Origin of the sequence: Croceibacterium soli (genome assembly GCF_009828065.1) — a bacterium.
GTDB lineage: Bacteria > Pseudomonadota > Alphaproteobacteria > Sphingomonadales > Sphingomonadaceae > Croceibacterium_B > Croceibacterium_B soli.
In genome coordinates, this window is the sequence record NZ_WTYK01000002.1 from 97,146 (window position 1) to 123,995 (window position 26,850).

The following is a 26,850-nucleotide window of genomic DNA, read 5'->3' on the forward strand; positions in this document are numbered from 1 at the left end:
ATTACCGCTTCTCTTCCGTGAACACGGTCGCCTCGATCGAGAGGCCGGCGATCAGCGGGCGTGTAGGCGTGTCGTCGATGGCGATGCGTACAGGAACGCGCTGCGTCACCTTCACCCAGTTGCCGGTGGCATTCTGTGCCGGCAGGATCGAGAATTCCGACCCGGTGCCAGCACCGATCGACGCGACATGGCCTTTCAGCACCATCCCTGGATAGGCGTCGAAGCGCATTTCGGCAGGCTGGCCCACACGCATGTCGGCCAGATCGGTCTCCCGGAAATTCGCCTCGACATAGCTGCCGACGGTCTTGACCAGCGTCAGCACCGGCATGTTCCGCATCAATTCCTGGCCAACCTGCAGGCGATCGGCTTCGGCGACGCGGCCGGCGGTGGGCGCGCGCACTTCGGTTCTGCGCAAGTCGAGCTCGGCGGCCTCGCGCTGCGCCCTGGCGGCCGCAATGCGGGGGTCCTGGTCGGGAACGGCGGCGCCCCTGGCGATGCGGGCTCGCGCCTCCTGCTGTTCGGCCTGCGCCACGCGCAACTGCTCCTGCGCCTGCGAGACCGCGTGCTGGGCGGCTTCGTAAGCCGCTTTGGTGGTGAAGCCCCGCTCCCAGAGCGCCCTCTGGCGTTCGAACTGGCTTCGCGCGAAGGCGATGTCCTCCCGCGCGGCGGCGATGTCGACACCGGACAGTGCAGGGGCGTTGGACAATGCCGTGAGGTCCGCCTGGGCACCGGCCAGGGCAGCGTTCGTTTGGGCCAGCTGGATGCGGTAGGGTTCCGGATCGACCCGGAACAGGAGCTGCCCCGCCTCAACCCGTTCTCCGTCGCGGACGAAGACCTCCACGATCTTGCCGCTCACTTCGCTGCTGATGGAGACCCTGTCCTGCTTCAGGTAGGCATTGTCCGTAGTCACCTTCCCCTGCAGGCTCTGCCAATAGGAAAAGCCGCCGGCGAGCAGCGCCAGCGGCACAACCGCCATCAGCGCCACACGGCCCCACGGGCGCCGGGCCCGGGCGGGAATTGCCTCCACTGCGTGTGCGGCAGAAGCCTCGCCACCAATGCGGGCGTCGGCTTCAGCCATCTGCGGCTCTCACCATTCAACATCCTTATTATGAGGTTGCTTATGACCCCGAGTTTTCCCGCGAGCAAGGCGTACGCGGCTGACTGGCAGTGGACGAAAACAATTAGCAGGCAAACTTGTTGCGTTCATTCGAAAGCTAAGTATGTTTTCGCGTCCGAGCGTAACCGCGGCCAGCAAGGCCGGAAAAATGGGCGCTTCAGGAACGGTTGCCGTGGACGTTCGGCTGCTCTCGCCAGCCTCCGCTGCTTGCCGATCACAACAACGAGCCGCTGCGGCGGCCGCTTTGGGATAGAGGGAGATTCCGAATGAAAGTTGCCAGTCCGCTGTCGCGGTTCACGCGCACGGCGCTCGCCTGTTCGAGCGCCCTGTATCTGTCCATCGGGGCTGCCGCGGCGCAAGCCCAGGATGCCGGTGAAGGTGCGGAAGAGGCCGCTCCGCAAGCCGCTCCACTCGCGGAGTTCGGGGAGCCGATCGTCGTCACCGGATCGCGCATCGCCCGCCGGGACTACGACTCGGAAAGCCCGATCGTGACGCTCAGCGACGACGCGCTGGAGAACACCGCCGCAGTCTCGATCGACCAGAGCCTCAACAAGCTTCCGCAGTTTTCCGGCGGCGCTAACCAGATCACCAGCGCCACCGACATCCAGGCCACGCCGACCAGCAGCCCCGGCATCGCGACCGTCAGCTTGCGCGGCCTCGGATCGAACCGCACCCTGGTGCTGCTCGACGGTCGCCGCACGCAGCCGGCCAACGCCAGCCTCGTGGTCGACCTCAACACCATTCCCGCAGCGGCGCTCAGCGGCGTCGAGATCATCACCGGCGGTGCAGCGGCGACTTACGGCGCCGACGCGGTCGCCGGCGTGGTAAACTTCCAGCTGAAGAACGACTTCTCGGGCGTCGAGCTCGATGCCCAGTACGGCCAGACCTTCCGCGGGGACGCCGATCAGCTGAAGCTCAGCGCCCTGGTCGGTTCGAACTTCGCCGACGGCCGCGGCAACGCGATGCTCGGCCTGACCTACCAGAAGCGTGACGAAGTCTACCTGCGCGACCGGCCCTTCTTCGAAGCCGCGTTCACCGATCCGAACACCCCCGGCCGGAACGTCTGGCCGAACTTCGGCGGGTTCGCCGGGCCGCCGAATGCGAACCAGGCGGCTTACGACGCGATCTTCGTGCCCAAGGGCTTCGCCCCTGGCGACGTCAGCGCGGGAACGCAGCTGTTCTTCAACACGGCGCCTACGGTCGCGGGGTCGACCCTGTTCTCGGTCTCGCCGGGGCGCGTCAGCGGTGCACCCGCGCCGGGATTCACCGGCCCGCTCTATCCCGACAACAAGCTGCTCGCGAACGGAACGCTCTCGCCGAACTCCTTCCCGGGCTTCCTCTCCAGCCCGCTGGAGCGCTATTCGCTGTTCGCCCGGGCGAATTACGAGGTCTCCAGCAACTTGGACTTCTACGTCCAGGGCAGCTTCGACCAGAACGAGACGACCACCGAGATCATCGGCTACTCGCCGGCGTTCAACCAATGGTCGGTGCTGATCCCGCGCGATGCGGCGCACCCCGTCTCACCGGAACTGGCCACGATCCTCGACGCGCGGCCCAATCCTGCTGCGCCCTGGGCGCTGTACAAGCAGCTCGATTACCTCGGCCCGCGGCAGATCACCACGACCACCCATACGTACGAGGTGCTGTTCGGCGCGCGCGGCGACATCGGGCTGAAGGACTGGACTTATGACATCTTCGCGTCCCACGGCCGCACGAACGCCAACGCCAACTACGCCGGCTTCGCCGATCTGGCGCGATACCAGGACCTGATCGCCCGCCCCAACTACGGCGCCGGGGCGCAGTTCAACAATGGCCGCACCGGGCTGCTCGCCTCGTGCACCAGCGGGCTCAACCCGTTCCTCAACACGCCCGTCTCGCAGGACTGTATCGACATCATCTCCGCGAAGGTTAACGCGGAGACCGACCTGACGCAGGACCAGGTCGAGCTGAACCTGCAGGGCGGCCTGTTCGACGTGCCAGCCGGCGAACTGCGCTTCGCGGCCGGCGCGGCGTACCGCGAGAACGACTTCAAGTACCTGCCCGATCCGGGCTTCTCGACCACCAACACCACATCGCTGACCATCGGCCTGTTCGACGTCTCGGAGACCTCGGGCAGCACCAACGTGAAGGAAGTCTACGCCGAGTTCCTGGCGCCGATCCTTGCCGACCGGCCGTTCTTCCAGGATCTCAGCCTCAACATCGGCGCCCGCTATTCGGACTACAACACCGCAGGCGGCGTCACGACCTGGAAGATCAACGGCAACTGGGACGTGAACGAATGGCTCAAGTTCCGCGGCGGTTACCAGCGCGCGAACCGTGCCCCGAATGTCGCGGAACTGTTCCAGCCGGCCGTGTTCGTGACGGTGCCCTGGGCCGACCACGACCCGTGCTCGATCTTCACGCGGGCCGAATACGGCAACATCCCGAGCAATCCTAACCGGGCACAAGTGCAGGCGCTCTGCACCGCGCTGTCCGGCGGTTTCCCGATCGGCGACAACTTCGTCGGCAACGTGCCGACATATTTCCCGCTCGGCCGCGATCTGCAGCGGGGCAATCCCGATCTCGAATCCGAAAAGGCCAGCACCTGGACGATCGGCACGGTGATCAACTCGCCGTTCTCCAGCGCGCTGCTCAACCGGTTGCGGCTGTCGGTCGACTACTACAACATCAAGGTCGAAGGCGCGATCGCTCCCGCCTCCACCCCGGTCGTCTACCAGGAATGTTTCAACGCCCTGGGCAACAACCCCACTTACGATCCGAACAACGAATACTGCCAGCGCATCTCCCGCACGCCGGTGAACGGGTTCTGGATCGCCACCACCGCCTCGTTCGAGAACCTGGGCATGATCGCCACGTCGGGCATCGACGCCCAGCTCGACTGGAGCATGGACGCACCGGGCTTCGGCGGCGAGACCGGCGCGATCTTCGCCAACCTGCTGTTCAACTGGCTGGAGAAGTACGAAGTCCAGAACAATCCCGGCGGCCCGGTGTTCGACTATGCCGACTCCGTCGGTTCGCAGATCGCCAACCCGCCGTACGGACCGCAGTACAAGTGGCGGCTCAACTCGACCGTCGGTTATGACTTCGGGCCGGGCTCGATCAGCCTGAACTGGCGGCACACGCCCAGCGCGCGGCATGTGGCGACGGTCACCAACCCCTCTGCCGAACAGGACGACATCGGCGCCTACGACATCTTCGACCTCGCGGGCCGTTTCCAGGTCAACGACCGGTTCGAGCTGCGCGGCGGCATCGAGAACCTGTTCGACCGCGAACCGGAGATCTTCGGCCGCATCCCAGGCGTGACCGATGCCGTCGGCGAACCCGAACCGGGGGGCGCGTTCGACGTGCTCGGCCGCCGGTTCTACGTCGGCCTCAAGGCCTCGTTCTAACCTGAGTACGGGCGGTGGCTGCGGCCGCCGCCCGGCTCCCCACCATGCGCGGCGACTGAACGCCGCGGCGCAGCGTCAGTCCACCCGGCGGCAGCGGAATACGTCGGAGCCGATCTTGCACCGGTAGCTGCCCAGAGCGCCCTCCTCGACCGCGAAGGCCGAGCCTTTCGCAGGCAGCCGGCGGAACGGACCGCCATCGACCTGCTTCCATATCGCGCCCTCGCTGGTCGCCACAATCAGCAGGCGATCGCCGCCGATGAGCGCATCGCTCACCGTTGTCTCGATACCTGAAATCGCTGGCGGAGCCGCAACCGCCCGTTCCTGCACTGCCCCTGCCTGTGGACTGGCAGCTGCAGCAGCTGCGGCAGCCGGCGGCGGAGCGACCGCCGGTGGTGCGACCGCCGGCTCCGCACGCCGTTCGGGCGCGCCGAAGCTCTGGCGCTGCGCCGCGGCTTCGCGGGCCGGATCGAGTACGCCCGCGGCCCGCAGGACCCGGTCGACGCAGGCATGCCGGCTGCCCGCATCCGCTTGCCCTGCGCAAGCGACGACCGCCTGCCAATTGGCCGCCGCCTGGTCCGGGCCCGGCTGCGATTGAGCCGGCCAGGATAGCAGCGCCAACCCCGCCGCGGCGCCCAGACCTGCATGCCTCTTCATCGTCGCTCTCCCGAATCCGGCGCTTGGAGCCGTAAGGCGATACTAACCGCCCGAAGGCGATTGACAACGAGGTTGAAAGCGAAATAGATTGCATCCTAACGATCAACTGAGCTTCCGGGCGAGGAGTTGGACTGTGGCCGAAAAGATCACCGTGATGGATCCGCGGGGCTACCCGCCGAAAGTGACCGGCAACCGGCTCGCCGCGCGTCCGGAAAGCCTCGATGGCAAAGTCCTCTACCTGATCGACTGCCTGTTCGATAACGCCGACGTGTTCATGGAGCAGCTTCGGCTGTGGTTTGCCGAGAACATGCCGAAAGTCGAAACCCGCATGATCCGGCCGAAGGAAAGCTGGGTCGACGATCCCGAGATGAGAGCCAAAGTCGTCGCCGGAGGCGACGCGGCCATCATCGGCGTTGGTCTCTGAAGCACTTGCTGCCCCACGGTCGTGGGGTTCTCATTGGAGTTGGAAAAAGCCGGGATCCCGACGATCCCGGTGAGCACCCACGCCTTCGCGCGGCTGGCCAAGGCCACCACGCTGGCCGCGGGCATGCCGACGGTGCGCAACGCCTTCGTCCCGCAGCCGGTCGTCGGCCTCAGCGCGGGTGAGCTGCGCGCCTACATCGAAGGCATCGATCCGGTCGCCAAGAAGCCCTTCATGCAAGTCGTGCTCGACGGGCTGACCGGCCCGCTGACCGACGAAGACTACAAAGGCGCCACGTTCGAGCGCACGACTCCCCGGTTCCTCGAACCCGACACCGAAGACAATCTCCGCGCGCGCTTCATCCTGGAAGGCTGGACCGACTTCCTGCCCATCATCCTGCCCACCGAGCAGCGGGTCGAAGCCATGCTCAAGGGCACCAGCCATGCCGGCGACAAGTTCGTCAACCGGATGGCTCCGGCGAGCTTCCGCGAGAAGTGGGACTTCGATGTCGAGAAAGTCGCCATCAACGCGGTGATGGCCGGCGCCCGGCCGGAATACCTGCCGGTCATCCTGGCGCTCTGCTCGTCCGGCTTCTCCGCCCGCTCCAGCTCGACCACGAGCTGGGCGACGATCAGCATGATCAACGGCCCGATCCGCGACGAGATCGGCATGAACTACGGCATCGGCGCCCTCGGCCCCTACAACCATGCCAATGCCACGATCGGCCGGGCCTATTCCCTGCTGTCGATGAACGCGCAGGGCGGCAGCGAGCCCGGCATCACCTACATGGGTTCGGTCGGCAGCAACTGGAACACCACCGCCTGCTTCGCCGAGAACGAGCAGGCGAGCCCGTGGGAGCCCTTCCACGTCGGCAAAGGCCACAAGGCGGAAGAAAGCACCGCCGCGATCTTCTTCGGCGGCTGGTACACCCAGTCCGGCTTCGGCCCGCGCAAGAGCTGGAAAGAGAAGTTCATCCGCTGCATCACCGCGGCCGATCACTTCTCCCCCCCGTTCATTGTCATGGACCCGCTGGTGGCGAAGGAATTCGCCAAGCTCGGCTTCTCCAAGCAGTCGCTGATCGACTGGTGCGCGGAGAACGCCAAGATGCCCGCGCGCGACTACTGGGACGACCAGTGGACCACCACCCTGATCAAGCCCCACGCCGAAGCCGGCGTGGAGCCTTACGCCAGCTGGCTCAAGGCCGATCCCGACGAGCTGATCAGCATCTTCCGGCCGGAAGATATCGAGATCATCGTAACCGGCGGCGAGACCCAGGGCGCATTCAAGATGATCAGCGGCCGCCTCGTCGGCGGCCCCGGCCTCCGCGCCGGCGGCACCAGCGGCAGCGGCCTCATCCCGATCGATCCCTGGCGGTGACGGCTCCGGCTCTGCCGGATTGAGTCACACGAAGCCACGAAGACACGAAGGGTGTGGACCTTTGTGCCTTCGCGCCTTTTGCGCCTTTGCGTGAGCCCAATCGCCCCTCCTCTTCAGAGGAGGGGCCAGCGAGACTTGGTGAGCCGAAGGCGAACCTAGTCGCAGCGGGGTGGTGCTGCGGCAAAGCGCAACGTTTCACTGCGCATCCACCACCCCCAACCCCCTCCTCTGAAGAGGAGGGGGCTTTCCGCCCCAGAGTTCAGTAATTAGCAGGCTAACAATATTGCCATCGCTCCCGTCCGCTCATATGAGCGGTGGCAGGAGACCGCGATGAACCTGGCCGAACCGAACGCCGATGCCGCACCGAATGCGCCGCGCCTCACGGCGCTGGCACACGGCGGCGGCTGCGGGTGCAAGCTGGCGCCGGCAGTGCTGCGCGAGCTGCTGCAGGGCCAATTCGCCGCGTCCGGCTTTCCGCAGCTTCTGGTCGGCAACGGCACCGCCGACGACGCCGCAGTGTGGCAACTGGACGATGGCCGCTGCCTGGTCGCGACGACCGACTTCTTCATGCCGATCGTCGACGATCCGCACGATTTCGGCCGGATCGCCGCCACCAACGCCATTTCCGACATCTACGCCATGGGCGCCCGCCCGCTGTTCGCCCTGGCGATCCTCGGGATACCGCTGGGGAAGATCGACACCGCCACCGTTCGCGAGATCCTCGCCGGCGGGGCAGCCGCGTGCGCCGGGGCGGGCATCCCCGTTGCCGGCGGCCATTCGATCGACAGCGCCGAACCGATCTATGGCCTCGCGGTGATCGGCGAATGCCCGCACGAGTCGATGCGCAGCAACGGCGGGGCACAGCCCGGCGACGCGCTGATCCTGACCAAGCCGCTCGGCGTCGGCGTCTATTCCGCGGCCTACAAGCGCGGCACGCTGCGCGAAGAAGCCTATGCCGAGATGATTGCCACCACGACGAAGCTCAACGCTGTCGGGGCGCGGCTCGGCCAGGGCGCTGCAGTCCACGCGCTGACCGACGTCACCGGGTTCGGCATTCTCGGCCACGGCCTGGAAATGGCGCGTGCTTCCGGACTCCAGCTGGAGATTTCCGCCGGAGCCCTGCCGCTGCTCTCGCGCGCGGAGGAGCTGGCCCGGGGCGGCGTCGTTACCGGCGCCTCCGCCCGCAACTGGGCCAGCGTCGAAGACGCGGTCGCCCTGCCCGCCTCCCTGCCCCAGTGGCAGCGCGATCTGCTGACCGATCCGCAGACCTCCGGCGGGCTGCTGATCGCAACCGCGCCCGAACACGCCGAGCGCATCGTCGAACTCGTCCGCGGCGAAGGCTTTGCCGCAGCGACGATCATCGGCCGCGCGATAGCCGGAACGCCCGGCCTGACAATCACCGACTAAGCTTGGACATTCGCATGCAGGACTACGACATCATCGTTATCGGCGGCGGCATCGCCGGCCTCAGCGCGGCGCTGACCGCCGCTCGCCTGGACCGCCGCGTGGCGATCTTCACCGGCGGAGTTCCCGGCGGCGAGCTGCTCAACATCGAGCGGATCGACGGTATCGCCGGGCATGAGGACGGGATCGCCGGATACGATCTGTGCCCGATCGCCCAGGAGCAGGCCCAGGGGGCCGGTGCGGAGCTCGTCATGGATACCGTCGACAGCCTGGCGCCCCAGGGGGAGCGCTGGAAAGTCTCGGCCGCGGGCAGCGATTACTCCGCAGGCGCGGTGATCCTGGCGACCGGAGCGCACGTCGCCAAGCTCGGCGTCCCGGGCGAGGAGGAGTTCACCGGTCGCGGCGTGAGCCACTGCGCCACCTGCGACGGGCCGCTGCTGCGCGGCAAAGTGGCGCTGGTCGCGGGCGGCGGGGACTCCGGGATGCAGGAGGCTCTCACCCTCGCGCAGCATTGCGAGCGTGTCGTGATCGCCGAGAAAGGACCTGCGCTGCAGGGCCAAGCGGCATATCGCCAGGCGGTCGAGGCCGAACCGAAGATCGAGGTCGTGGCCGGTCACGAAGTGATCGCCATCGAAGGCGCCGACAAAGTCGAAGCCGTCCTGCTGCGCGACGCGAACGGCGGCGAGCGCAGGATCGAAGCGGCAGGCGTGTTCTCCTTCGCCGGCCTGGAGCCGAACGGCAGCCTCGCCGCCGGCATCGCCGAACTGGCGCCGGACGGCCGCGTGGCTGTCGATGCTTCGCTGCGCACTTCCGCCAAAGGCCTGTTCGCCGCCGGCAACGTGCGTTCGGGGAACGCCTGGCGGGCCGCGAGCGCTATCGGCGATGGAACCACCGCTGCCGCTTCCGCCTGCGCCTATCTCGACAGCGGCGTGTGGTCGTAACCGCCAGGACCGATGAGCACCGAAGCGCGCCCTCCTTCCGTATCGCTGCTGCTGGAGAGCGATGCCGGGCGCGCACTCGCCGCCACGCATGGACATAAGCCGGCCGTCGCGGCAATCCGCGCGGCGATAGCGGAAGCGCGCCAGAGCGGGAGCTTCGCACCGGACCGGCTGCTCCAGATGGCCGCACAAAGCCTCTCCGCCCGCCGTCCCAACCTGCGGCCAGTGTGGAACCTCACCGGCACGGTCCTGCATACCAATCTCGGCCGGGCGCTGCTGAGCGAGCGAGCCGTAGCGGCGGCCACGGTAGCGATGCAGCGGCCGGTCGCTCTCGAGTACGACGTCGCCGGCGGCGCGCGCGGTGAACGCGACTCCGTGGTCCGGGAAGCCCTGCGCGCGCTGACCGGCGCCGAGGGCGCGGTGCTGGTCAACAACAACGCCGCCGCCGTCACCCTGATGCTCGATACCTTCGCCCGCGGCGGAGAGGTGATCGTCAGCCGCGGCGAGCTGATCGAGATCGGCGGCGCCTTCCGGCTGCCGGACATCATGGCCGCGACCGGCGCGCGCCTGCGCGAAGTCGGCACGACCAACCGCACGCACCTTCGCGACTACGAAGCGGCGATCGGCGAGGACACCCGCCTGATCATGAAAGTCCATCCTTCGAACTTCCGCATCGAAGGCTTCACCAGCGAGGTCACCGCCGCCGTGCTCGCCCCGCTCGCGCGCAAGCACGGCATCCCGCTGGTCAACGATCTCGGCTCCGGAACCCTCGTCGACCTCAGCCGCTACGCCCTGCCGAAAGAGCCCACTGTCGCCGAGGCGATCGCCGAAGGTGCCGACATCGTTACATTCTCTGGCGACAAGCTGCTCGGCGGCCCGCAGGCAGGACTGGCGGTCGGCCGCGCCGAGCTGATCGGGCGGATGGCGCGCAATCCGCTGAAGCGTGCGCTCCGGCTCGACAAGATCCGCCTAGCGGCGCTCGAGGCTACGCTCGAGGACTACCGCACCGCCGCCAACCCGGATGGCGCCGTCCCCACCCTCTTTTTCCTCGCCCGCCGCGCCGACGAGATCGCCGCACGCGCGGCCAGGCTCGTGGCACCGGTCGCCGAGGTGCTTGGCGAAGATTTCGAAGTCCGCGTGGAGGAATGCCGCAGCCAGGTCGGCTCCGGCGCCTCCCCCACCGCGACCCTGCCGAGCGCCGGGCTGGCCATCCGCGGCGACAGCCTGGAAGACCTTGCCTCGCGCCTCCGCTCCCTGCCGGAACCGGTAATCGGGCGCATCGCAGAAGGCGCCCTGTGGCTCGACTTGCGGTGCCTCGCGAGGGAGGACGAGGCCCGCTTCCTGGCCAACCTCGCCCATCTGGCGCCGCGATGATCGTCGGCACCGCTGGGCATATCGACCACGGCAAGACCGCGCTGGTCAAGGCCCTGACCGGCACCGACACCGACCGCCTGGCCGAGGAGCAGGCGCGCGGGATCTCGATCGATCTCGGTTTCGCCTACGCGCCGCTCCCTTCCGGCCAGATCCTGGGGTTCGTGGACGTGCCCGGGCACGAGCGCTTCATGCGGAACATGCTGGCCGGCGCCAGCGGGATCGACTTCGTGCTGCTCGTGGTCGCGGCCGACGACGGCATCATGCCGCAGACGCGCGAGCATCTCGCTGTCATCGAAGTGCTCGGCGTGACGCGCGGCGCCGTGGCCCTGACCAAGTGCGACCTGGCCGACGAGGCGCGGCAGGCTGCGGTCGCCGAAGAAGTGACCGCCCTGCTCTTCGACGGTCCGCTCGCCGGCGCGCCGGTCTTCCGCTGCTCGGCGCGGACCGGCGAAGGCATCGACGCCCTTAGGTCAGCGTTCGAGCAGGCGGCCGTACCGGCGACTGAACCCCGCCCCGAGGGCCCGCTGCGCTTCGCCATCGACCGAGCCTTCTCGCTCCCCGGGGCCGGCACCGTCATAACCGGCGTGCTTGTCTCCGGCGCGCTCGCCGTCGGCGACAGCCTGTGCATCTCCCCGCTCGGCCGCGAAGCGCGGGTTCGCGCGCTGCATGTCCAGGGCCGCCCAGGCGAGCGCGGCGAGCGCGGGCAGCGCTGCGGCGTCAACCTCGGTAAGATCGACCTGCACGATGTCGCCCGCGGCGACTTCCTGCTCGCGCCCCACCTCCACGCCCCCACCCAGAGGATCGACGTGCTCCTCCGGGTCCTCACCGACGAGCCCCGCCCCCTGCGCCAGTGGCAGCCGGTGCGGCTCCACCATGCGGCGGCCGAAGTCGCCGCGCATGTCGCCGTGCTCGAGGAGGCCCCGGTCGCCCCGGGCGCGACAGGCCGCGCGCAACTCGTGCTGGATCGGCCGATCGCCGCCGCCGTGGGGGACCGCTTCGTGATCCGCGATCACGAAGGCCGGCGCACCATCGGCGGCGGGCGAATGATCGACTTGCGCCCGCCGCAGCGCCGCCGCAAGCAGCCGCGCCGGCTGGAGCAGCTCGCCGCCATGGCGCTGGAGGATCCGGCCAAGTCGCTCTCCGCCCAACTCGCGGCATGGCCCTGGTTCGTCGAGCAAGACGGCTTCGCCCGCGATCGCGCGCTCGGCGAACCCGAGATGCAACTCGCGCTTGCCCAGGTGCCGCACGAGAGCGTCCGCCATGAAGGCACGACATACCTGTTCGGCACGGCGTCATGGTCGCGCCTGGAACAGACCGCCCGCCGCGAAGTCGGCCAGTTCCACGAGCGCTACCCGCAACTGCTCGGCCCCAGCATCCGCCGCCTCATGCCTGCCTTCGATCCGCGCCTGCCGCTGGAGCCGCTGACTGCTGCGCTCAGCCACATGGTCGCCCGCGGCCAGCTCGTCCGTGAAGGCGGCGTGTACCGCCTGCCCGGGCACCGGCTCGGCCTGGACCGCGACGACGCTGCCCTGTGGCGGCGCATCGAAGCCCTTATCGGCGGCCCCGCCCGGTTCCGTCCGCCGCGCGCCGGAGAGATCGCCCAGGAACTCCGCGCGCGCGATTTCGAATGCCGGCGCGTACTAAAGGCGATGAGCCGGCAAGGCCGCGTCGCCGAGATCGCGCCCGACCACTTCTTCCTGCGAGAGACCCTCACCGAGATCGCCGGGATCGTCATGGAACTGGCGCGGGAGAGCGATGGCGGCGCGTTCGGCGCAGCCCAGTTGCGCGACCGGCTGGACAACGGCCGCAAAGTGGCGATCCAGCTTCTCGAATACTTCGATCGCCAGGGGCTGACTCTGCGCCGCGGAGACCTGCGCACCGTCGACGCGCGCCGCTTCGAGCGCTACCGGGAGGGGGCGCTCGGCACGGCCGCCGCGTGAATGGAAGAGAATCGTGCCCGGTGGCGCGTCCGGACTTCAAATCCGGGTGGGGCTGTTAGCCAGTCCCGGGTGGGTTCGACTCCCACTCTCTTCCGCCAGGCGCCCGTAAGCGCAGCGACCGCCCGCTCGGTACCGATCAGCATCGCCGCGGTGACCAGCAGCCACGCAGACAGCTCGCCGTAGTGCATCAGCTGCTGCGCCTCGTAGAGCTCCTGCCCGATTCCGCCGGCGCCGATCAGCCCCAGCACCGTCGCCATCCGCAGGTTCCAGTCGAACCGGAAGGCCGCATGCGTGCCCAGCGCCCCGGCCGCCAGCGGCAGCGCACCGTAAAGCGCGGCGGTCGCGCGCCCCGCGCCCGTCCGTAGCACGGCCCGCCGGGCGGTCGGCTCCGCTGCGTCGATGGTGTCGGCGAACAGCCGCACCAGCGCGCCGAGCGAGTGAAGGAACAGCGCCGCCGCTCCGACCGCCGGCCCGATCCCGAGCCACAGGACCAGCACCAGCGCCCAGACCGCTTCCGGCATCGCCCGCAAGACCGCCGCGCCGATCCTCGAGATGAGGCGCAAGGCCGGCGCGGACGCAGTCCTGGAGCAGGCAAACGCCAGCGGCAGGGCCAGAACGGCAGCGAGCAGCGTTGCCCCGGCGGCCATCGCGAATGTCTCCGCCAGGAGGCGCGGCAGCGCCCGCCACTGTTCGGCGGGCAGGTAGGGAGCCGCCAGCCCGCTTGCCGCGCGCAGGCCATGGTCCCCCGGCAGGATCCGCGGCCACCACGCGATCGCCAGCGCCAGGCCCAGGGCCAGCAGGGCTGCGATCGCTCGCGGATGCATCCGCACGAACAGCGCGCCGCGCTCCAGCAGCAGGGCCAACGCTACGGTCACGATGATGCAGGTCGAGGCGCGCGGCAGGTCGAACGCTGCCAGCGAGCCGACCAGTTCCGCACCGATGCCCCCGCCCCCGACCGCGCCGACGACCACGGCGGCCCGGAAGGCACATTCGAACACGAACGTGCCGTAGGCCGTCATCTGCGGCGCGGCGAGCGGAAGCAGGCCCCAGAGCGCCTGGACCGCGCCCCCTGCGCCGGTCCCGGCCAGGGCACGCACCGGCGCGCGCGGAACGGCGGCGAGCAGGCCCGCGAACGCCTTGGCCGCCGACGCCGTGTAATACAGCGCCAGCGCCACCAGCGCCGCCCCGGCGCCGAGCCCGAACAGCACCACGCAAAGCACCGCCAGCGTCAGGTCCGGCACCGCACGAAGGGCAGTTCCCACGCTCGTCAGCATCCTCCCGGGCCACGCATCGAGCGCCGAGGCGAGCGCCAGCAATGTGCCCGCGACCACCGCCACCGAGACCGCCGCCAGCGTCAGTGCCAGGGTCTCGGCGATCGGCCCGGCCAGTGCGGCCAGGTACGCGGGCGAGAGATCCGGCGAGAACAGCGCGCCGAGCATCTCAGGGCAGCAGCCCGGCGCTCGTCAGGCGCAGCACCCGGTCGAAATGCCGCGCCGCCAGGTCCGGCTGATGCAGCGTGCAGATCAGCCCCATTCCCCGCTCACGCGCGAGGCTCGTGAGCAGATCCAGCGTCCGCTGCGCGGCCACAGGATCGAGCGAGGCGACGGGCTCGTCGGCCAGCAGCAGGTGCGGCGCCTGCACCAGGGCACGCGCTATGGCCACGCGCTGCCGTTCGCCGCCCGAAAGCGACGCGGTGCGCCGCCGCCCCGCGCCGGAAAGCCCCACCGCCGCCAACGCATCCTCCGCCATCGCCTCCTCTTCACGGTTCGGCCACAAGAACACCCGCAGCGCCCGGGCGGCGCTCCATCGCCCCAGTGCTCCGGCCAGGACATTGCGATCGGTCCTCAGCGGCTCGACCAGGTCGTGGGCCTGCGCCACGAAGCCGATCGCCGCCCGTTCGCGGCCCACGAGCGACGCCGTCGGGCGGCCGTGCAGCAGGATGCGGCCGGCGCGCGGCGCGATCTCTCCAGCGATGGCGCGCAGCAGCGTGGTCTTGCCGGCGCCGCTCGGGCCGGTGATCGCCAGCGCCTCTCCGGCGGAGAGCGTGAGGGAAGCCCCGCGCAGCAGCGGAGGCGCGCCCTCCGCGGCAGCCAGGGTCAGCTGCTCGACATGCAACATGCGCTAGAGCAGCTTGAGCTTGCGCGCGGTCGCTTCGACCGCCGCATAGTCCCCGGCGTTCGCGCGCACATAGCGGTCGCCGCGCAGCACATCGAGCACCGCATCGTCCCGCCCCCGCCTGAGCTCCAGCAGCGCCCGGGAGAAGCTCTCGCGATCCGCCGCCGGCACGCCCGGCCGCGCTGCCCACACGTAATCGGCGAACGGCGCGCTGGTGTGGAACACGGCCACCTCCTGCGGATCGATCGCGCCATCGGCGACCAGCTTCGCCCACACGGTCTCGTCGAGCACGCCGGCATCGCAGGCGCCGCTAGCGACGGCGGCGGCGGTCGCCGGATGGCTGCCGGTGTTGCGCGCCGGGCCGAGCGTCTCGCCCACCCCGGCCTCGTCGAGCTCGAAGCGCGGCATCAGGTGGCCGCTCGTCGAGTTCACATCGCCGAAGCACATGCTCCTGCCGGCGAGATCGTCCAGCCCATCGATGCCGCTCTCGCGGCGGGCGATGAACGCCGAATGGAAAGCGCGGTCGATGTCGCGCTGCACCAGCGGCACCGCGCCAAAGGCGTTGTGCGCCCTCACGAACGTCAGCCCGCCCAGGTAGGCGATGTCGACCGAGCCGTTCCCCAGCGCCTCCACGGTCGCGGCGTAGTTGGTCGTGACGATCACCTCGACCGGGCGCCCAAGCCTGCTCGCCAGCATTTCCTGCAGGAGCCGCTTGTCGTCGGCCGCCGCCTGGGTGGCTCCGGCATCGGGGATCATGCCGATCCTCAGCAGCCCCTGCTCTGCCCCCGGCGAGGGCTCGTCGCCCGGAGAGCAGGCGGCGAGCGCTACGCAGAGCACAAGCACGCCCAAAGCCCATGCTCCCGGCCGAGCGCGCCTGCGACGGAAAGCGAACAGCAATGGAGCCACGATCCGCAGGATAGGCACGGCTGGTCCGAGGTATGTCATTAGCAAGCGAACTATCTCGTTCCGCTCGCCGCCGCAAGCCTCGGGTAGCCCTACCGAGAACCTCCAACCACCACATGCCCACAGAGCACTGTCATTGGCCGGCCTGAGCCGTCGAAGGCTGCCCATCCTGAGGTTGCAAATGTCTCGGCACCAACGCGAAACTGGACCGGCACTCACGAGGGACTTGTCGCAAGTGCCGGCCCAGCGGAACCGTGGTTAGTGAAACCCCCGGCCCCCATCTCCTAGACGCACGAACCAACGAATTCCGCACTCCCAACGCAACATTTTTGCATGTTCACCGCTGCGAGCGTCGTTCTCGCTGCCGAGCAAGGGCGGCTTGCCCTCGACGGCGACGTGCGCCGATGGCTCCCGGAACTTCCGGACTATGGGCACAGGATTACTCTCCGGCAGATGCTTCACCACACGAGCGGGCTGCGCGATTACTACGGGCTGATGGGGCTCTCCGGGCGATCCTATCGTGGCTACTATCCCGCCCGAGAGCTGCTCGCGCTGGTTGCGCGCCAGAGCGCCCTGAACTTCGAACCGGGTTCGCGCCACGAATACAGCAATACCAACTACCTGTTGCTCGCGGAGGTCGTTCGCCGCGCCACTGGCCGGAGCTTGGCGGCATTTGCCGCCGAGCACATATTTCGCCCGCTCGGGATGCACGACACGCCCCCCCTGCAGGGAAGCGTTCGAGGTCAGACACCCGCGCCTGCTCCGCGGGTGACGCGGGATGGATCCTGAAACGAGTTCAGGATGACGAGGTTGGGTAAACCCTGCCCGATCGGCCCTCACCCTTCCATCGTCCCGCCCTCCATACTGCCGCGGTCCCACCCCCACACAGCCTCTCTCGCCCTTATCCAACCTCAACCCACCGTCATCGTCACCCTGAACTTGTTTCAGGGCCCATCGGGCAGCCAGGACAGGCACCCGCCGCCACGCCCCGCCCCGAGCCCACAAGTTCCTCCCCTGCAAGGGGAGGTGGCAGCCCGCAGGGCTGACGGAGGGGTGTAGCTTCTTGATGACAATACCCTCGTCGTCCCGCGCCGCGTCATGGCCTATAGTCCGAAGCCGGAGGGCGGGTTCAGCCCCAACTGGTCGACCAGCTTCGACATCGTCGGCGCCGGCGGCCTTCTAAGCACGATCGACGACCTCCTGCTGTGGGATCGCAACTTTTACGAGAACCGGCTCGGCAGTGGCTCTCTCATCAGGGAGATGCAGGAGCCTGGGGTGCTCGATGACGGCACGCGATTTCCCCATGCGCTGGGACTCCTGATCTACCCGTACCGCGGCGTCCGGATGATCGAGTTCAACGGCGCGCTCTACGGCTATCGAACGTCGATGCGACGCTTCCCCGATCAGCGGCTGACCGTCTTCGTGCTTTGTAACCTGTCCAGCGCACCCATGATGGATCTCTCGCGCCAAGTGGCGGACCTGTATCTCTCCGACGTGCTTGAGCCGCTTCCCGCAAGGCGTCCTGCAGCGCCCATGGCTGCTCCGATCTCCAGGGCCGAGAGTCCCGCCCCACCCCAGCCGACCGAAGCTGAACTGGCTGCCTACGCGGGCACTTACCAGAGCCCCGACATCGACACGTCCTGGCGGGTTTCAGTTGCCGATGGTGTTCTGACCCTGCTGATCGGTTGGGCAGATCCGATACGGCTCACCGCGATTGCTCGCGACGAGTTCGCCAGCAGCTCGGGCGCGCGCCTGGCATTTGCGAGGGGCCGGAGTGGCCAAGTGGATCGCCTGATTGCCTCCTATGGATCGATCCACGGCGTGAGGTTCGAGCGCACGGTCTGACGCCAGGCGTCATTTGGCTGCGGCCCGATCGGCTCCGGCCTCACTGCCGGGGCGTGTGCAGGATCACACAGAACCGAAGCGCACGGCATTCAAAACGCAGCGTCGGCGCGAGCCATTAGCGCCACGGCATCGTCGTCGCTCAACGGCGGGTAGGCGAGAGCCACCGAGCATTCGGCCATGCGTGCCGGGATGCACCAGTAGGTGCTCAACAGGAGCTGCTGCATCGGCGGCGTTGGGAGGACGAAGCCGTGACGCTCGTAGAGCCGGATGGCCCACGTCGCGGCCTGCCATGTGCCGACGAGGACCTGCCCATGGGTCCGGGTCAGGATGTGGCTCAGCATGGCGCTACCGATGCCGCGGCCCTGGTGATCCGGATGCACATAGGCATGGCGTACCAGGCTGACGTTGCGCACGGGCTCGACGGCCATGACGCCGATGAGTCGGTCGTCTTGAGCATAGCCATGGAAGCAGACGCCTCGCGCCCGCTCCGCTGCGAAAGCGGCGGCCGGCATGTACGGATCATGCCAGCAATCGGCGGGGATGGCGCCGCGATAGGCCAGCGCGGCGAGGTTGATGATCTCCAGCATCCGATCGCCGTCTTCGTGCCGGCAGGGGCGGATCGACGTCTCCATCTATCCCGTTGCTCCCTCCGATGCTCTGCCAGGCCGCTATTGGCCTGTCGCCGGCTCGCCGATGCCAAGGAGTTCGACCGTGAACAGCAATGTCGCGCCGCCGGGAATGGGGCCGCCTCCCCTCGCGCCGTAGGCAAGCTGCTGTGGCACCGCGAACTCATACGTGTCGCCCAGCGACATCAGCGGCACGCCCTCCTGCCAGCCCTTGATGAGGCCCGGCAATGGAAACGTGGCCGGCTCGCCGCGCGCGACCGAGCTGTCGAATTCGGATCCGTCGATGAGCCGGCCCGTGTAATGAATCGTCACCGTGTCCGCAGGCGACGGCCGCGTGCCGGAGCCGGTTCCCTTCACCTTGCGGTACCGCAACCCGCTCGCGGTCGATTTCCATCCGTCCTGCCGATCGAGCTCGATCAGGAATACCGTCTGGTTGTTCAGCCAGCGCGCGTCGTGCTCCGGGCTGGCTGCCGGTGCGGCATGCGCTGCCGCCGCACAAAGCGCAGTGGCCATCCCCAGGCCGATGAAATGTCGCAAGTCTTGCCTCCCGTGAGTTCGCCGCCCGATCGACGCCCGAGCCATCCAGTCCGGAGCCTCATGCCGAAGCTCCGGGCCATCCTATGGCAGATCGATGCGGATCGTGTCGCCCGCCGCGCACCGGAGCTCCACATCCATTTCTCGGCCGCCACCGCGCGCTATCGTGCCTCCCCTGGCCCCACTCTTTAGACGCACCGGGGGCCGGATTCCGCACGCGCTAAGCAACTTTCCGTGCAGTGCGTAGCCTACCAGACGGAGCCGCCCCGCGGAACCGCGCCGGGCAGATCGCGCGTTCGCGCCTGTGGACGGCGACTGTGCCCTACCCGGCTTCAGGTTCGGCTTTCGCGGTGCGGCGGACGGCGTCGATGTAGCAGGATACGCGGCGGCGGGTCGCGGGATCGCGGAAGTGGATCTCGCCCTGCCCCACCTTGTCACCGACGCAGATCCACGAGCCGGGGCGGGACTCCAGCGCGATGCGCTGCGTCCAGTCGACCTGGTCGCACATCGGGCCGGAGATATCGATCTCGTACGTCCTGCTCGGCCCGGCATCGAGCCGGACGGTGTCGCGGTCGACCGACGAATAGCCGGTCACCATGGACACGTTGAAGCAATCGCCGCCGGACGTCGGGCCGCGTGCCGTCTGCGGCGCTTGCGCGGCGCAGCCGGCCAGGACGAGGACCAGCATCGGCATCGGTATCGCAAGGGTGAGCATCCTCATCGGACTTCCTCCTTCATGGGCCCCGTGTTCGGACTCGCGGGTGCGTTGTGCCGGCCTCCACCATACAGGAACGGGCAGGCCGCAGCATCACAGCTGCTTCCGAATACTGAGGCGGACGGCCCGGCCGAGCGGGTCGAGCCAGGCGCCTTCGAACCCCGCCGGCGTCGCGCCGGACGCGTCGCGCACCTCCATGCGCGAGTCGAACAGGTTGGTCAGGCTGACGCTCAGCCGCGTGCCGCGCAGCCAGGGGGCGGCGGCGAGCTCCGGCCGCCTGCCGAGATCCGCGAACAGGCGCAGGTCGAGCGTTGCAAGATCGGAGAATGCAAGATCGGTGGCGCCGCCGCGCAGCCGGCTGCCGCTCTGCCAGTTGGCGTTGAGCGAAGCGCCGAGCCCGGCCATCGTCAAATTGGCGGCGCCGATGACCTGGTGACGGGCGCGGCCACGCCCGCCGAACGCATCGCCGGCGAGGAAGTCGAGCGGCGCGATGCCCTCGCGGATCGTCAGCCGGTCGCGCAGGCTCCAGTTGTGGCTCAGCGACAGCACCACCCGGCCCCGGCCTCTGGCGCCGGGTCCGCCGCCCCAGTCTCCGGCGTGTGCCGGCTCGGCGCCGTCGTCCGTCTCTTCCCCGTTCCGGGGTGGGCGTCCGATCGGCAGCGAGGCGAACAGGCTCCAGCCGAGATGCTGCTGGGCGCCCCGCGCGAAATTGACCGGACGCAGGTCGACCCGCACCAGCCGTCCCTCCCCGTCGCGGACGAACCGATCGGGGAACACCGCCTCGATCTCGGGCGTGACGGCGGGCAGCAGGCCGGCGGCGTCGCGCGTCGTGCTGCGCGAATAGTTGAGGTTCAGCGCCACATTGGCGTCGGGCAGCGGGCGCAAGTGACCGGACAGGCTCAGCACGTTGCGGCTGCTCGCCAGCAGCGCCGGGTTCCCCCCTTCCACCCGGGTGACGGGCACCGTCTCCCCGGTGACGAAGTCGAACACCGGCACGTTGGCGGTCTCGACGACCGGATCGGCGCGCTGGGTGATCGGCGGCAAGCCCTGGTTGCGCGAATAGGTCGCGCTCAGGCGCAGCGGCCGGATGGGCGACCAGGTCGTGCCGAGATCGACATTGGTCGCGGCGCCGACTTGCGAGAGCCGCTCATGCCCGACGGTGAAGTTGAGGCTCAAATCGCCGAGCGGCGCCAGAACCGCGTGCCTGCGGCTGGCGATCGGCAGGGTCATCGTGGCGCGCACCCGCGCCGTGTCGGCGGAAAGACGCGTCTGCTGCACGAGGCCGGCGCGCCGCCCGCTGCTCTCGGAGCTGCGCGAGGCCACGCCCGCGGCGAAAGTCGTGGTGACATTGCCGGCGGGGAGCCGGGCGACGCTGCCGGTGGTGACGACGTCGGCCACCGCGGCGTCGCTCTCGGTCCGGGTCCGGTCGGGCGGGCCGGCGCTGACCAGAGTAGGCGCGACCGGTCCGAATGGGTTGGTCGCCGGATCGCCGGCCGCGATCCGGGCCGCGAATGCGCTGGCGTCCACGCCGGCATCCGTCTGCTGCACGGCGCGGGTGTGGTCGTAGCTGGCCGTGAAAGTCCAGTTCCACTCGGCGAGGCTGCCGTTGAGGCCGAGCCCGAACTGGCCGGTCCCGGTTTCGCTGCGGCCGGCGAGCGCGCCGAACGTCTCGATCGCGCGGTGGAGCGCGACATCGTCCGCGAACGGCGAGTACGGGCTGCCGGCCGGGATCGTCAGCAGGCTCGTCGGCAGCCCGAACGCGCTCGCCGAATTCTCTTCGGCATAGCGGGCGTTGAAAGTGGCATTGATGTCCTCAAGGATCGGCCGCGCGAAAGTCGCGCCCAGCGCCAGGGACCGCGTCTGCGGCAGTAACGTGCGGTAGCGGCCGTCGCCGGTGCGGTTCGGGCGTTCGGCGGTGGCGAGGAAGTCGGCGAGCCGGAGCGGCGCCGTGGCCGCCGCCGCCGGCACGCCCGCGAGAATGACCGTGGCGCCCGCGAGCGCGCTCAGCGCGGGGTCGATCTCGCCGGCGGGCCCCAGGCCGGCGATGTTGCCGGCCGGATCGAACAGCCCGCTCGGGCCGGACAGGCCGCGCTCGGCGGCGTTGAGCGGGCTCGCCCGGGCATAGTCGAGCTCCAGGCTCAGCCGCTCGCGATCCCGGATCCGGGTCATGTTGAGGCTGGCCTTCTGCTCGTCCCGTCCTCCGGCGGTGGCGAATGCTGCTTCGGCGGTGGCCGCCTGGAAGCGGGTCTCGAGCACGATGTTCACCACGCGCTGGTCGGCGCGGTAGCCGTAAGCGAGCGCCACCTCCGGCGGCAGGATGTCCACGCGCTCGATCGCCTCGGGCGGCAGGCGGCTGACCTCGTTCACTCCGGCGATGCGCCGGCCGTTGACCAGCACGACCGGAGCCTCCCCGGTCTGCGGGCGCAGGCTGGTCAGCAGTTCTCCGACATTGCCGGCGCCGTAAGTGGCGATCTCCTCGCGGCCCAGGCGGACGTCCGGGACGCTCCGGCCGATCACCGTCCCGCGCTCTTGCGGCGCGGTGACGATGATCTCGTTCTCAGGCGGAATCTCCCCTTCCGGTGCGGGCGGCGAAGCCTCCGCGGGGTTATCCTGGCCGTGAGCGGGCTGGGCGACGATCGCCAGCAGAACCAGTGCGCGAGCGGTAACGGTCGGTCTCATATCGCTTCATCTCTCGCTTCCCCCCTGCTTTTTGGCGCGCGTACGCCCCCACGCAACGCGCGCCGGAGATGCACGCTATTCGATACGCAAATCTTCGATCGGCAGGCCGAGCGCGGCGAGCTGCGGCCGCACGACCGCCGCATCGCCGACCACGACCCACACGAAGCGGTCGGGATCGATCAGCCGGCGCGCCTCGCGGTCGAGCTCGTCGGCGCTGAGCCCGCGATACCGGTCGGCGATGGTTTCCCAGTAGTCGTCCGGACGCGCGTGAAGCGCATTGGACATCATGCTCCCCAGCAGGGCATTGGACGTCTGGAACTGTCCCGGGAGCTCGCGCGTGCTGCCCTGCACGACCCGCTCGAGCTCGCCGGCCTGGGTGCCGCTGGTTGTGAGGAACGCGCCCATGAGATCGCGCAGTGCCGCGATCGACTCGCCCGTCTTGTCCGCCTGCACCGGGGCCTGAACCGTGTACGCGATCTGATGCTCGCGCAGGCCCGGTCCGCCGCGCACCCCGTAGGACCAGCCGCGCCGCTCGCGAAGTTCCATGTTGAGCCGGGCCATGAAATCGCCCGCCACGACGTCGTTGGCGGCAGATAGCGCCAGGAGATCCTGCCGCCCGTTCGCGTCCAGCAACTGCGCGCCGACGATCAGGGACTGCGGCGATTGCGGGCGGTCGATCAGCACGATGCGCGGCTGCGGCTGCGGGACCGCGGCGGCGAAGCTCTTCGTCCCGCGCGGCGCGTCGGGCGCCCGCCAATTGCCGAACCGCGCCTCCAGCTGGGCGGTCAGCTGCGCCAGCGGCAGATCGCCGACCGCGAAGATCGTCGCGTTGTCCGGCCGCACCCACGAGCGGTGGAAGGCCAGGATGTCCTCGCGCGTGATCGCCCGCACCGCGTCGGGATCGCCCGAGCCGCCGGGGCGGCCATAAGGATGGTCCGGCCCGTAGAGCAACGGCGGCAGCGCGCGGCCGGCGAGGCCGTTCGGCTGGGTCAGCTCGGAAGCGATCGCAGCGAGTTGCTGCCCGCGCAGCCGCTCGATGTCTTGCGGCTTGAACCCCGGGTTGCGGACCACGTCGGCCAGCAGGTCGAGCGACGGCCCGAGATTGGGCGTGAGCGCCGCGAGGCTGACGGACGAGCGATCGAGACCGGCGCCTGCGCCGATCGTCGCGCCGAGCCGCTCCTGCTCTTCGGCCAGTTCGTTGGCCGTGCGGCTGCCGGTCCCTTCGTCAGGAGGCCGAGCATCATCGCGTGAAGGCCCCGCCGGTCGGCACGGTCGGCCGCGGCGCCGGCGTCGAACTCGACCACGACCCGGGTGACCGGAAGCGTGGTGCGCCGCGCGTAGACCACCTGAATGCCGTTGGAGAGCCGGGCCCGCTCGACCTCGGGCAAGTCCAGCCCCGGCGCGTCGGCCATGTCCGGCAGCGGCCGCATGGGCCCGCGCGGAGCGGCGGTCGCGGCGGGATCGCCAGCCGCTGCGGTCTGGACCGGGGCCTCGACGTAAGGCTCTCGCTCCCCCGGATCGACGCGCAGCGCCAGGGTCGGGCGGGACAACCAGCGCTTCAGCGCGCCTTGCACCTGGGCCGGGGTCACCGCCGCAAGCTGCTCGAGCTGCCGGCGGTAGAAGCCTGGATCGTCGGCGTAGAGCATGCCTTCGGCCAGGGCGGTCGCCTTGCCGTTGACTTGCTCGAGCCCGCGCACGCGGCCGGCGAGCGCGGACATGACCGTGCGGCGCACTTCGTCCGCGCTGGGGCCCTGGCGAACGAACTCCGCGATGATCTCGTCGAGCCGGCGCGACACCGCATCGGCGTCCTGCCCGGGCTTCACGTCGACCGTCACGTCGAACATGCTGACCCGCTGGAACGGCTGCGCGCTCGCGGTCACGCGGACCGCGCTTTCGTCCCCGCGCACCAGCAGGTTGTCGAGCCGCGAACTGGCGAGCCCGCCCAGGATGGTCGCGCCGACCTGCAGCGGCACGATGTCCTCGTGGGTCAGGCCCGGAATGGCCCAGGAGCGGTAGAGACGGGTGTTGGCCACCCGGTCGTGCAGGGTCCGGTCGACCCGCGCCGGCAGAGTGGGCACGTCGGCCTCGGCGGGCCTGTTCACCGGCCCGCGCGGAATGCCGCCGAAATAGCGCTCGACCAGAGGGCGCGCCGCGGCCGCGTCGATATCGCCGGCAAGCACGAGCACGGCGTTGTTCGGGCCGTAATTGGCACGGAACCACTCGCGCACCGTATCCAGCGTGGCGGCGGATAGGTCCGCCATCGACCCGATCGTCGAGTGGCGATAAGGGTGGCCTTCCGGAAAGAGCTCTTCGAGCTGCGCATATTCGACCATGCCGAACGACTGGTTGTCGCCCTGGCGCTTCTCGTTCTGGACGACACCGATCTGGTTGGTGAGAGTCTCCTGGCTCACCGCCCCGAGCAAGTGGCCCATGCGGTCGCTTTCCAGGAACAGGGCGCGTTCCAAGGCCGGCGTCGGCACCGTCTGGTAATAGTTCGTGCGGTCGAACCAGGTGGTTCCGTTGAGGTCGGTCGCGCCGATCTTGGAGGTGTGCTCGAAATAGTCGCCCGGCGCGTTCTCCGAGCCGTTGAACATGAGATGCTCGAACAAGTGGGCAAAGCCGGTGCGGCCGGCCGGCTCGTCCTTGGAGCCGACGTTGTACCACACGGAGACCGCCACGACCGGCGTCTTGCGGTCCTCGTGGACCACGACGCGCAAGCCGTTGGGAAGAGTGAAGCTCTCGAACGGTATCGCCACCCGCTCGACCAGAGCGGCCGGGTCCGCCGTATTCTGCGCTCCGACCGCCGCCGGCGCGGACTGGGCGCTGGCCATCGGCGCCAGCACGAGGCTCGCCAGCAGGACCGCAAGTCTGAGCATGGAACGCTTCCTCCCCGGGCGACTATGATTCGCCTTCCCCATCATAAGACGCGTGAGACGCCCGAATCCGCACGGAGCGGCTGCTCCTGCCGGAGGGCGCCTACCGGCTCCTGTGCCGCGGGGCCCCCGCTCCGGCGCAGCGCGGCGATAGCGTAGAGATCGGCCAGCAGCGCTTCCGCCGTGGCCGCCCCGCCGGCGCCGCGCCCGCTGGCGCTCAGCTCCTCGCCACCGGCCAGCCGCACGTGCAGGACGTTCCATTCGGCGGCAGGCGGCCGGATGCCGGCCAGGCCGGCGGGCACGAACCGGATCGCGCCGGCCGGCGCCGGGCCCGCGCCTTCGAAGCTGGCCAGCTGGATCCAGGTCTCCCCGCTGGCGCCGATCCGCGCCGCCAGGGCCCGGTCCAGCGCCTGCACCGCGATCGGCGCGGCGAGCGCGGCTTCGCCCCAGATCTCCGCCGCGAGGATGCGCAGCTTGGCCGCCGCATCGCGCCCGCTCAGGTCCGCGCTCGGGTCGGCTTCCGCATAGCCCGCCCGCCGGGCCAGCTCGAGCGCCTCATCGAAGCTCCGCCCCAGCGCCAGTTCGTTGAGCACCAGATTGACCGTGCCGTTGAGCACGCCTTCGATCGCCACGACCTGCCCGCGCCCTCGCGCGCGCCGGGCGAGTTCGACCATCGGCGCGCTGCCGCCGACGCAAGCGGAGTATTCGAGCCGTCCCCCACGCTCCCCGGCGAGGCCGTGCAGGGCGCCGAAGCCGGCCGCGATTGCCGCCTTGTTGGCGCTCACCACGTCCCCGCCCCGGGCAAGGTGCCGGCTGCACAGCGCGGTGCCCGGTTCGCAGCCGCCGGTGGCGTCGACCAGGATGTCGAAACCGCTCTCCAGGAAGCGCGCCGGATCCGCGGTGGGTTCGCACACCGGCGCGACCGCGCGAGCCTTGCCGGCGTCGGCAACCAGGATCGCGGCGATGGCGAATCCGGTCTCCCCGGCCAGCCGCACCTGGAGCGCCTGGCCGACCGTGCCGAACCCCGCGAGGCCGATCCGCAGCGGCGCCGCGCTTGCCGGGCGGACGGGCGGGCGGGACCTGCCGGCCACCACGGTCGGATCGCTGGAGCCGATCGCCCCGACCTCGATGCTGACCGCGCGGGCCGCGGCATACTCGACTGCGCGCGGCTGGAGCAGCGGGCGCGCGATCGTGAGGCAGTCGCGCCAGCTGACCTCGGCGTAGCGCTGCAGGCTGGCGGGGTCGACCGCCGGATCGTGGTCGTAGACCCCGTCGACATCCTTGTAGAGCCGCAGCGCGGCCCCGGTCTCGCCGGCGATGAAGATGGCGGAGAAGTCCGTCCCGCCCCGGCCGAGCAATGTGCGGCGTCCTTCACGATCGAGTCCGACATAGCCGGGCACGATGACCACGCTGTGCGAGCGGGCCACGGCCGCGATATCGTCACTCAGGCCGACGGGCCGGCCGGCCAGCGCATCGCCTTCGGTGCGGATCGCCAGGGCCTCCGGCTCCAGCAGCATGGCGCGGATGCCGATCCTCAGGCAGGCCAGGCGCAGGAGCCGCGCGGTCTTCTCCTCGCCCAGCGAGACGATGTCGGGAACGCCGGTGCGATCGCCGCCCCCGGCGGTCTCGCACAGCTGCAGGAGCTCGTCGGTCTCACCCTCGAAGGCCGAAACGACCGCAATCACCGCCGCGCCATCGCGGGTCTGGCGGTAGATTTCGCCCGCCACGCGCTGCAGGTCGTGGCCCGAGCGGAGCACGGAGCCGCCGAACTTGAGCACCCTGAGCGGCCGGTTCGATCCGCTCGCTCGGCGATCGGCGCCGGCCGGTGTGGTATCTTCCAGCAGGCGCAACACGTACCCCCAACAGCTTCCCTGACCGATCCGGCGGACCGATACGTTTGCCGGTTCGCGGCATCGCTTCCGGCGAGGAAATCTCCATCTCCTCGG

18 protein-coding genes, 1 tRNA gene and 2 pseudogenes are annotated in these 26,850 nt (G+C 69.5%); 9 read left to right on the plus strand and 12 right to left on the minus strand.

What is annotated here, in order from left to right:
* Position 1: 1 nt before the first annotated feature.
* Entirely contained in the window at positions 2-1,078 is a 1,077-nt protein-coding gene (locus GRI75_RS03635) for an HlyD family secretion protein (RefSeq protein ID WP_160745608.1), read from the minus strand.
* Between the two features lie 305 nt (positions 1,079-1,383).
* Between GRI75_RS03635 and GRI75_RS03640 the strand changes: the two genes are divergently transcribed.
* Positions 1,384-4,506: a TonB-dependent receptor plug domain-containing protein gene (locus GRI75_RS03640; protein WP_160745609.1), complete on the plus strand. Its 3,123-nt coding sequence runs from the start codon at positions 1,384-1,386 to the stop codon at positions 4,504-4,506.
* 75 nt (positions 4,507-4,581) lie between these two features.
* On the opposite strand, the gene GRI75_RS03645 is transcribed toward GRI75_RS03640, so the two are convergent.
* Positions 4,582-5,160: a hypothetical protein gene (locus tag GRI75_RS03645; RefSeq protein ID WP_160745610.1), complete on the minus strand. Its 579-nt coding sequence runs from the start codon at positions 5,158-5,160 to the stop codon at positions 4,582-4,584.
* Between the two features lie 133 nt (positions 5,161-5,293).
* Here GRI75_RS03645 and GRI75_RS03655 point away from each other — a divergent pair, with 133 nt between their 5' ends.
* From GRI75_RS03655 to GRI75_RS03680, 6 genes are all read left to right on the plus strand, one after another.
* Positions 5,294-6,958, plus strand: coding sequence for a UGSC family (seleno)protein (locus tag GRI75_RS03655; protein WP_273701412.1), 1,665 nt, complete (start codon positions 5,294-5,296; stop codon positions 6,956-6,958).
* Positions 6,959-7,288: 330 nt separating this feature from the next.
* Positions 7,289-8,365: a selenide, water dikinase SelD gene (gene selD, locus GRI75_RS03660; protein ID WP_160745613.1), complete on the plus strand. Its 1,077-nt coding sequence runs from the start codon at positions 7,289-7,291 to the stop codon at positions 8,363-8,365.
* Between the two features lie 2 nt (positions 8,366-8,367).
* Entirely contained in the window at positions 8,368-9,303 is a 936-nt protein-coding gene (locus tag GRI75_RS03665) for an NAD(P)/FAD-dependent oxidoreductase (protein WP_160745614.1), read from the plus strand.
* A 12-nt stretch (positions 9,304-9,315) separates the two neighbouring features.
* A complete protein-coding gene (selA, locus tag GRI75_RS03670) occupies positions 9,316-10,674 on the plus strand; it encodes an L-seryl-tRNA(Sec) selenium transferase (protein WP_160745615.1) in 1,359 nt (452 codons plus the stop codon).
* Positions 10,671-12,614 (plus strand): selenocysteine-specific translation elongation factor, encoded by a 1,944-nt coding sequence (gene selB, locus GRI75_RS03675; protein ID WP_160745616.1) that lies wholly within the window; start codon positions 10,671-10,673, stop codon positions 12,612-12,614. The genes selA and selB overlap by 4 nt, the downstream gene beginning before the upstream one ends.
* Before the next feature lie 2 nt (positions 12,615-12,616).
* A tRNA-Sec gene (locus GRI75_RS03680) sits at positions 12,617-12,712 on the plus strand.
* Positions 12,713-12,763: 51 nt separating this feature from the next.
* Here the strand turns inward: GRI75_RS03680 and GRI75_RS14805 are convergent.
* The 3 genes and pseudogenes from GRI75_RS14805 to phnD form a co-directional block, all read right to left on the minus strand.
* Positions 12,764-14,053 (minus strand): annotated as a pseudogene (locus GRI75_RS14805) (ABC transporter permease subunit); the annotation flags it as partial.
* 1 nt (position 14,054) lies between these two features.
* Entirely contained in the window at positions 14,055-14,732 is a 678-nt protein-coding gene (locus GRI75_RS03690) for a phosphonate ABC transporter ATP-binding protein (RefSeq protein ID WP_160745617.1), read from the minus strand.
* A gap of 3 nt (positions 14,733-14,735) precedes the next feature.
* Positions 14,736-15,572, minus strand: a complete 837-nt coding sequence (phnD, locus tag GRI75_RS03695; protein WP_328597935.1) for a phosphate/phosphite/phosphonate ABC transporter substrate-binding protein — start codon at positions 15,570-15,572, stop codon at positions 14,736-14,738.
* Positions 15,573-15,965: 393 nt separating this feature from the next.
* On the opposite strand from phnD, the gene GRI75_RS03700 reads away from it, so the two are divergent.
* A complete protein-coding gene (locus GRI75_RS03700) occupies positions 15,966-16,421 on the plus strand; it encodes a serine hydrolase domain-containing protein (protein WP_160745619.1) in 456 nt (151 codons plus the stop codon).
* Positions 16,422-16,730: 309 nt separating this feature from the next.
* Positions 16,731-17,477, plus strand: a complete 747-nt coding sequence (locus tag GRI75_RS03705; protein WP_160745620.1) for a serine hydrolase — start codon at positions 16,731-16,733, stop codon at positions 17,475-17,477.
* Between the two features lie 89 nt (positions 17,478-17,566).
* Here the strand turns inward: GRI75_RS03705 and GRI75_RS03710 are convergent, their stop codons facing one another.
* The 7 genes and pseudogenes from GRI75_RS03710 to GRI75_RS03735 form a co-directional block, all read right to left on the minus strand.
* Positions 17,567-18,109: a GNAT family N-acetyltransferase gene (locus GRI75_RS03710; protein ID WP_160745621.1), complete on the minus strand. Its 543-nt coding sequence runs from the start codon at positions 18,107-18,109 to the stop codon at positions 17,567-17,569.
* Positions 18,110-18,145: 36 nt separating this feature from the next.
* Positions 18,146-18,640, minus strand: a complete 495-nt coding sequence (locus GRI75_RS03715) for an FKBP-type peptidyl-prolyl cis-trans isomerase (protein ID WP_235911276.1) — start codon at positions 18,638-18,640, stop codon at positions 18,146-18,148.
* A gap of 319 nt (positions 18,641-18,959) precedes the next feature.
* Positions 18,960-19,358 carry a DUF6491 family protein gene (locus GRI75_RS03720; RefSeq protein WP_160745622.1) on the minus strand — a complete coding sequence of 133 codons (399 nt, stop codon included), beginning with the start codon at positions 19,356-19,358 and terminating at the stop codon, positions 18,960-18,962.
* 87 nt (positions 19,359-19,445) lie between these two features.
* Positions 19,446-22,031 (minus strand): TonB-dependent receptor, encoded by a 2,586-nt coding sequence (locus tag GRI75_RS03725; protein WP_160745623.1) that lies wholly within the window; start codon positions 22,029-22,031, stop codon positions 19,446-19,448.
* Positions 22,032-22,106: 75 nt separating this feature from the next.
* Complete coding sequence (locus GRI75_RS14730; RefSeq protein ID WP_328597936.1) at positions 22,107-23,585, minus strand: M16 family metallopeptidase; 1,479 nt, start codon at positions 23,583-23,585, stop codon at positions 22,107-22,109.
* A gap of 224 nt (positions 23,586-23,809) precedes the next feature.
* Positions 23,810-24,952: pseudogene (locus tag GRI75_RS14735) on the minus strand (M16 family metallopeptidase); the annotation flags it as partial.
* The gene (locus GRI75_RS03735) at positions 24,949-26,757 is read right to left on the minus strand and encodes an amino acid kinase family protein (protein WP_160745624.1); all 1,809 of its coding nucleotides are present in this window, start codon (positions 26,755-26,757) and stop codon (positions 24,949-24,951) included. The pseudogene GRI75_RS14735 and the gene GRI75_RS03735, both read right to left, overlap by 4 nt.
* Positions 26,758-26,850 lie beyond the last annotated feature (93 nt).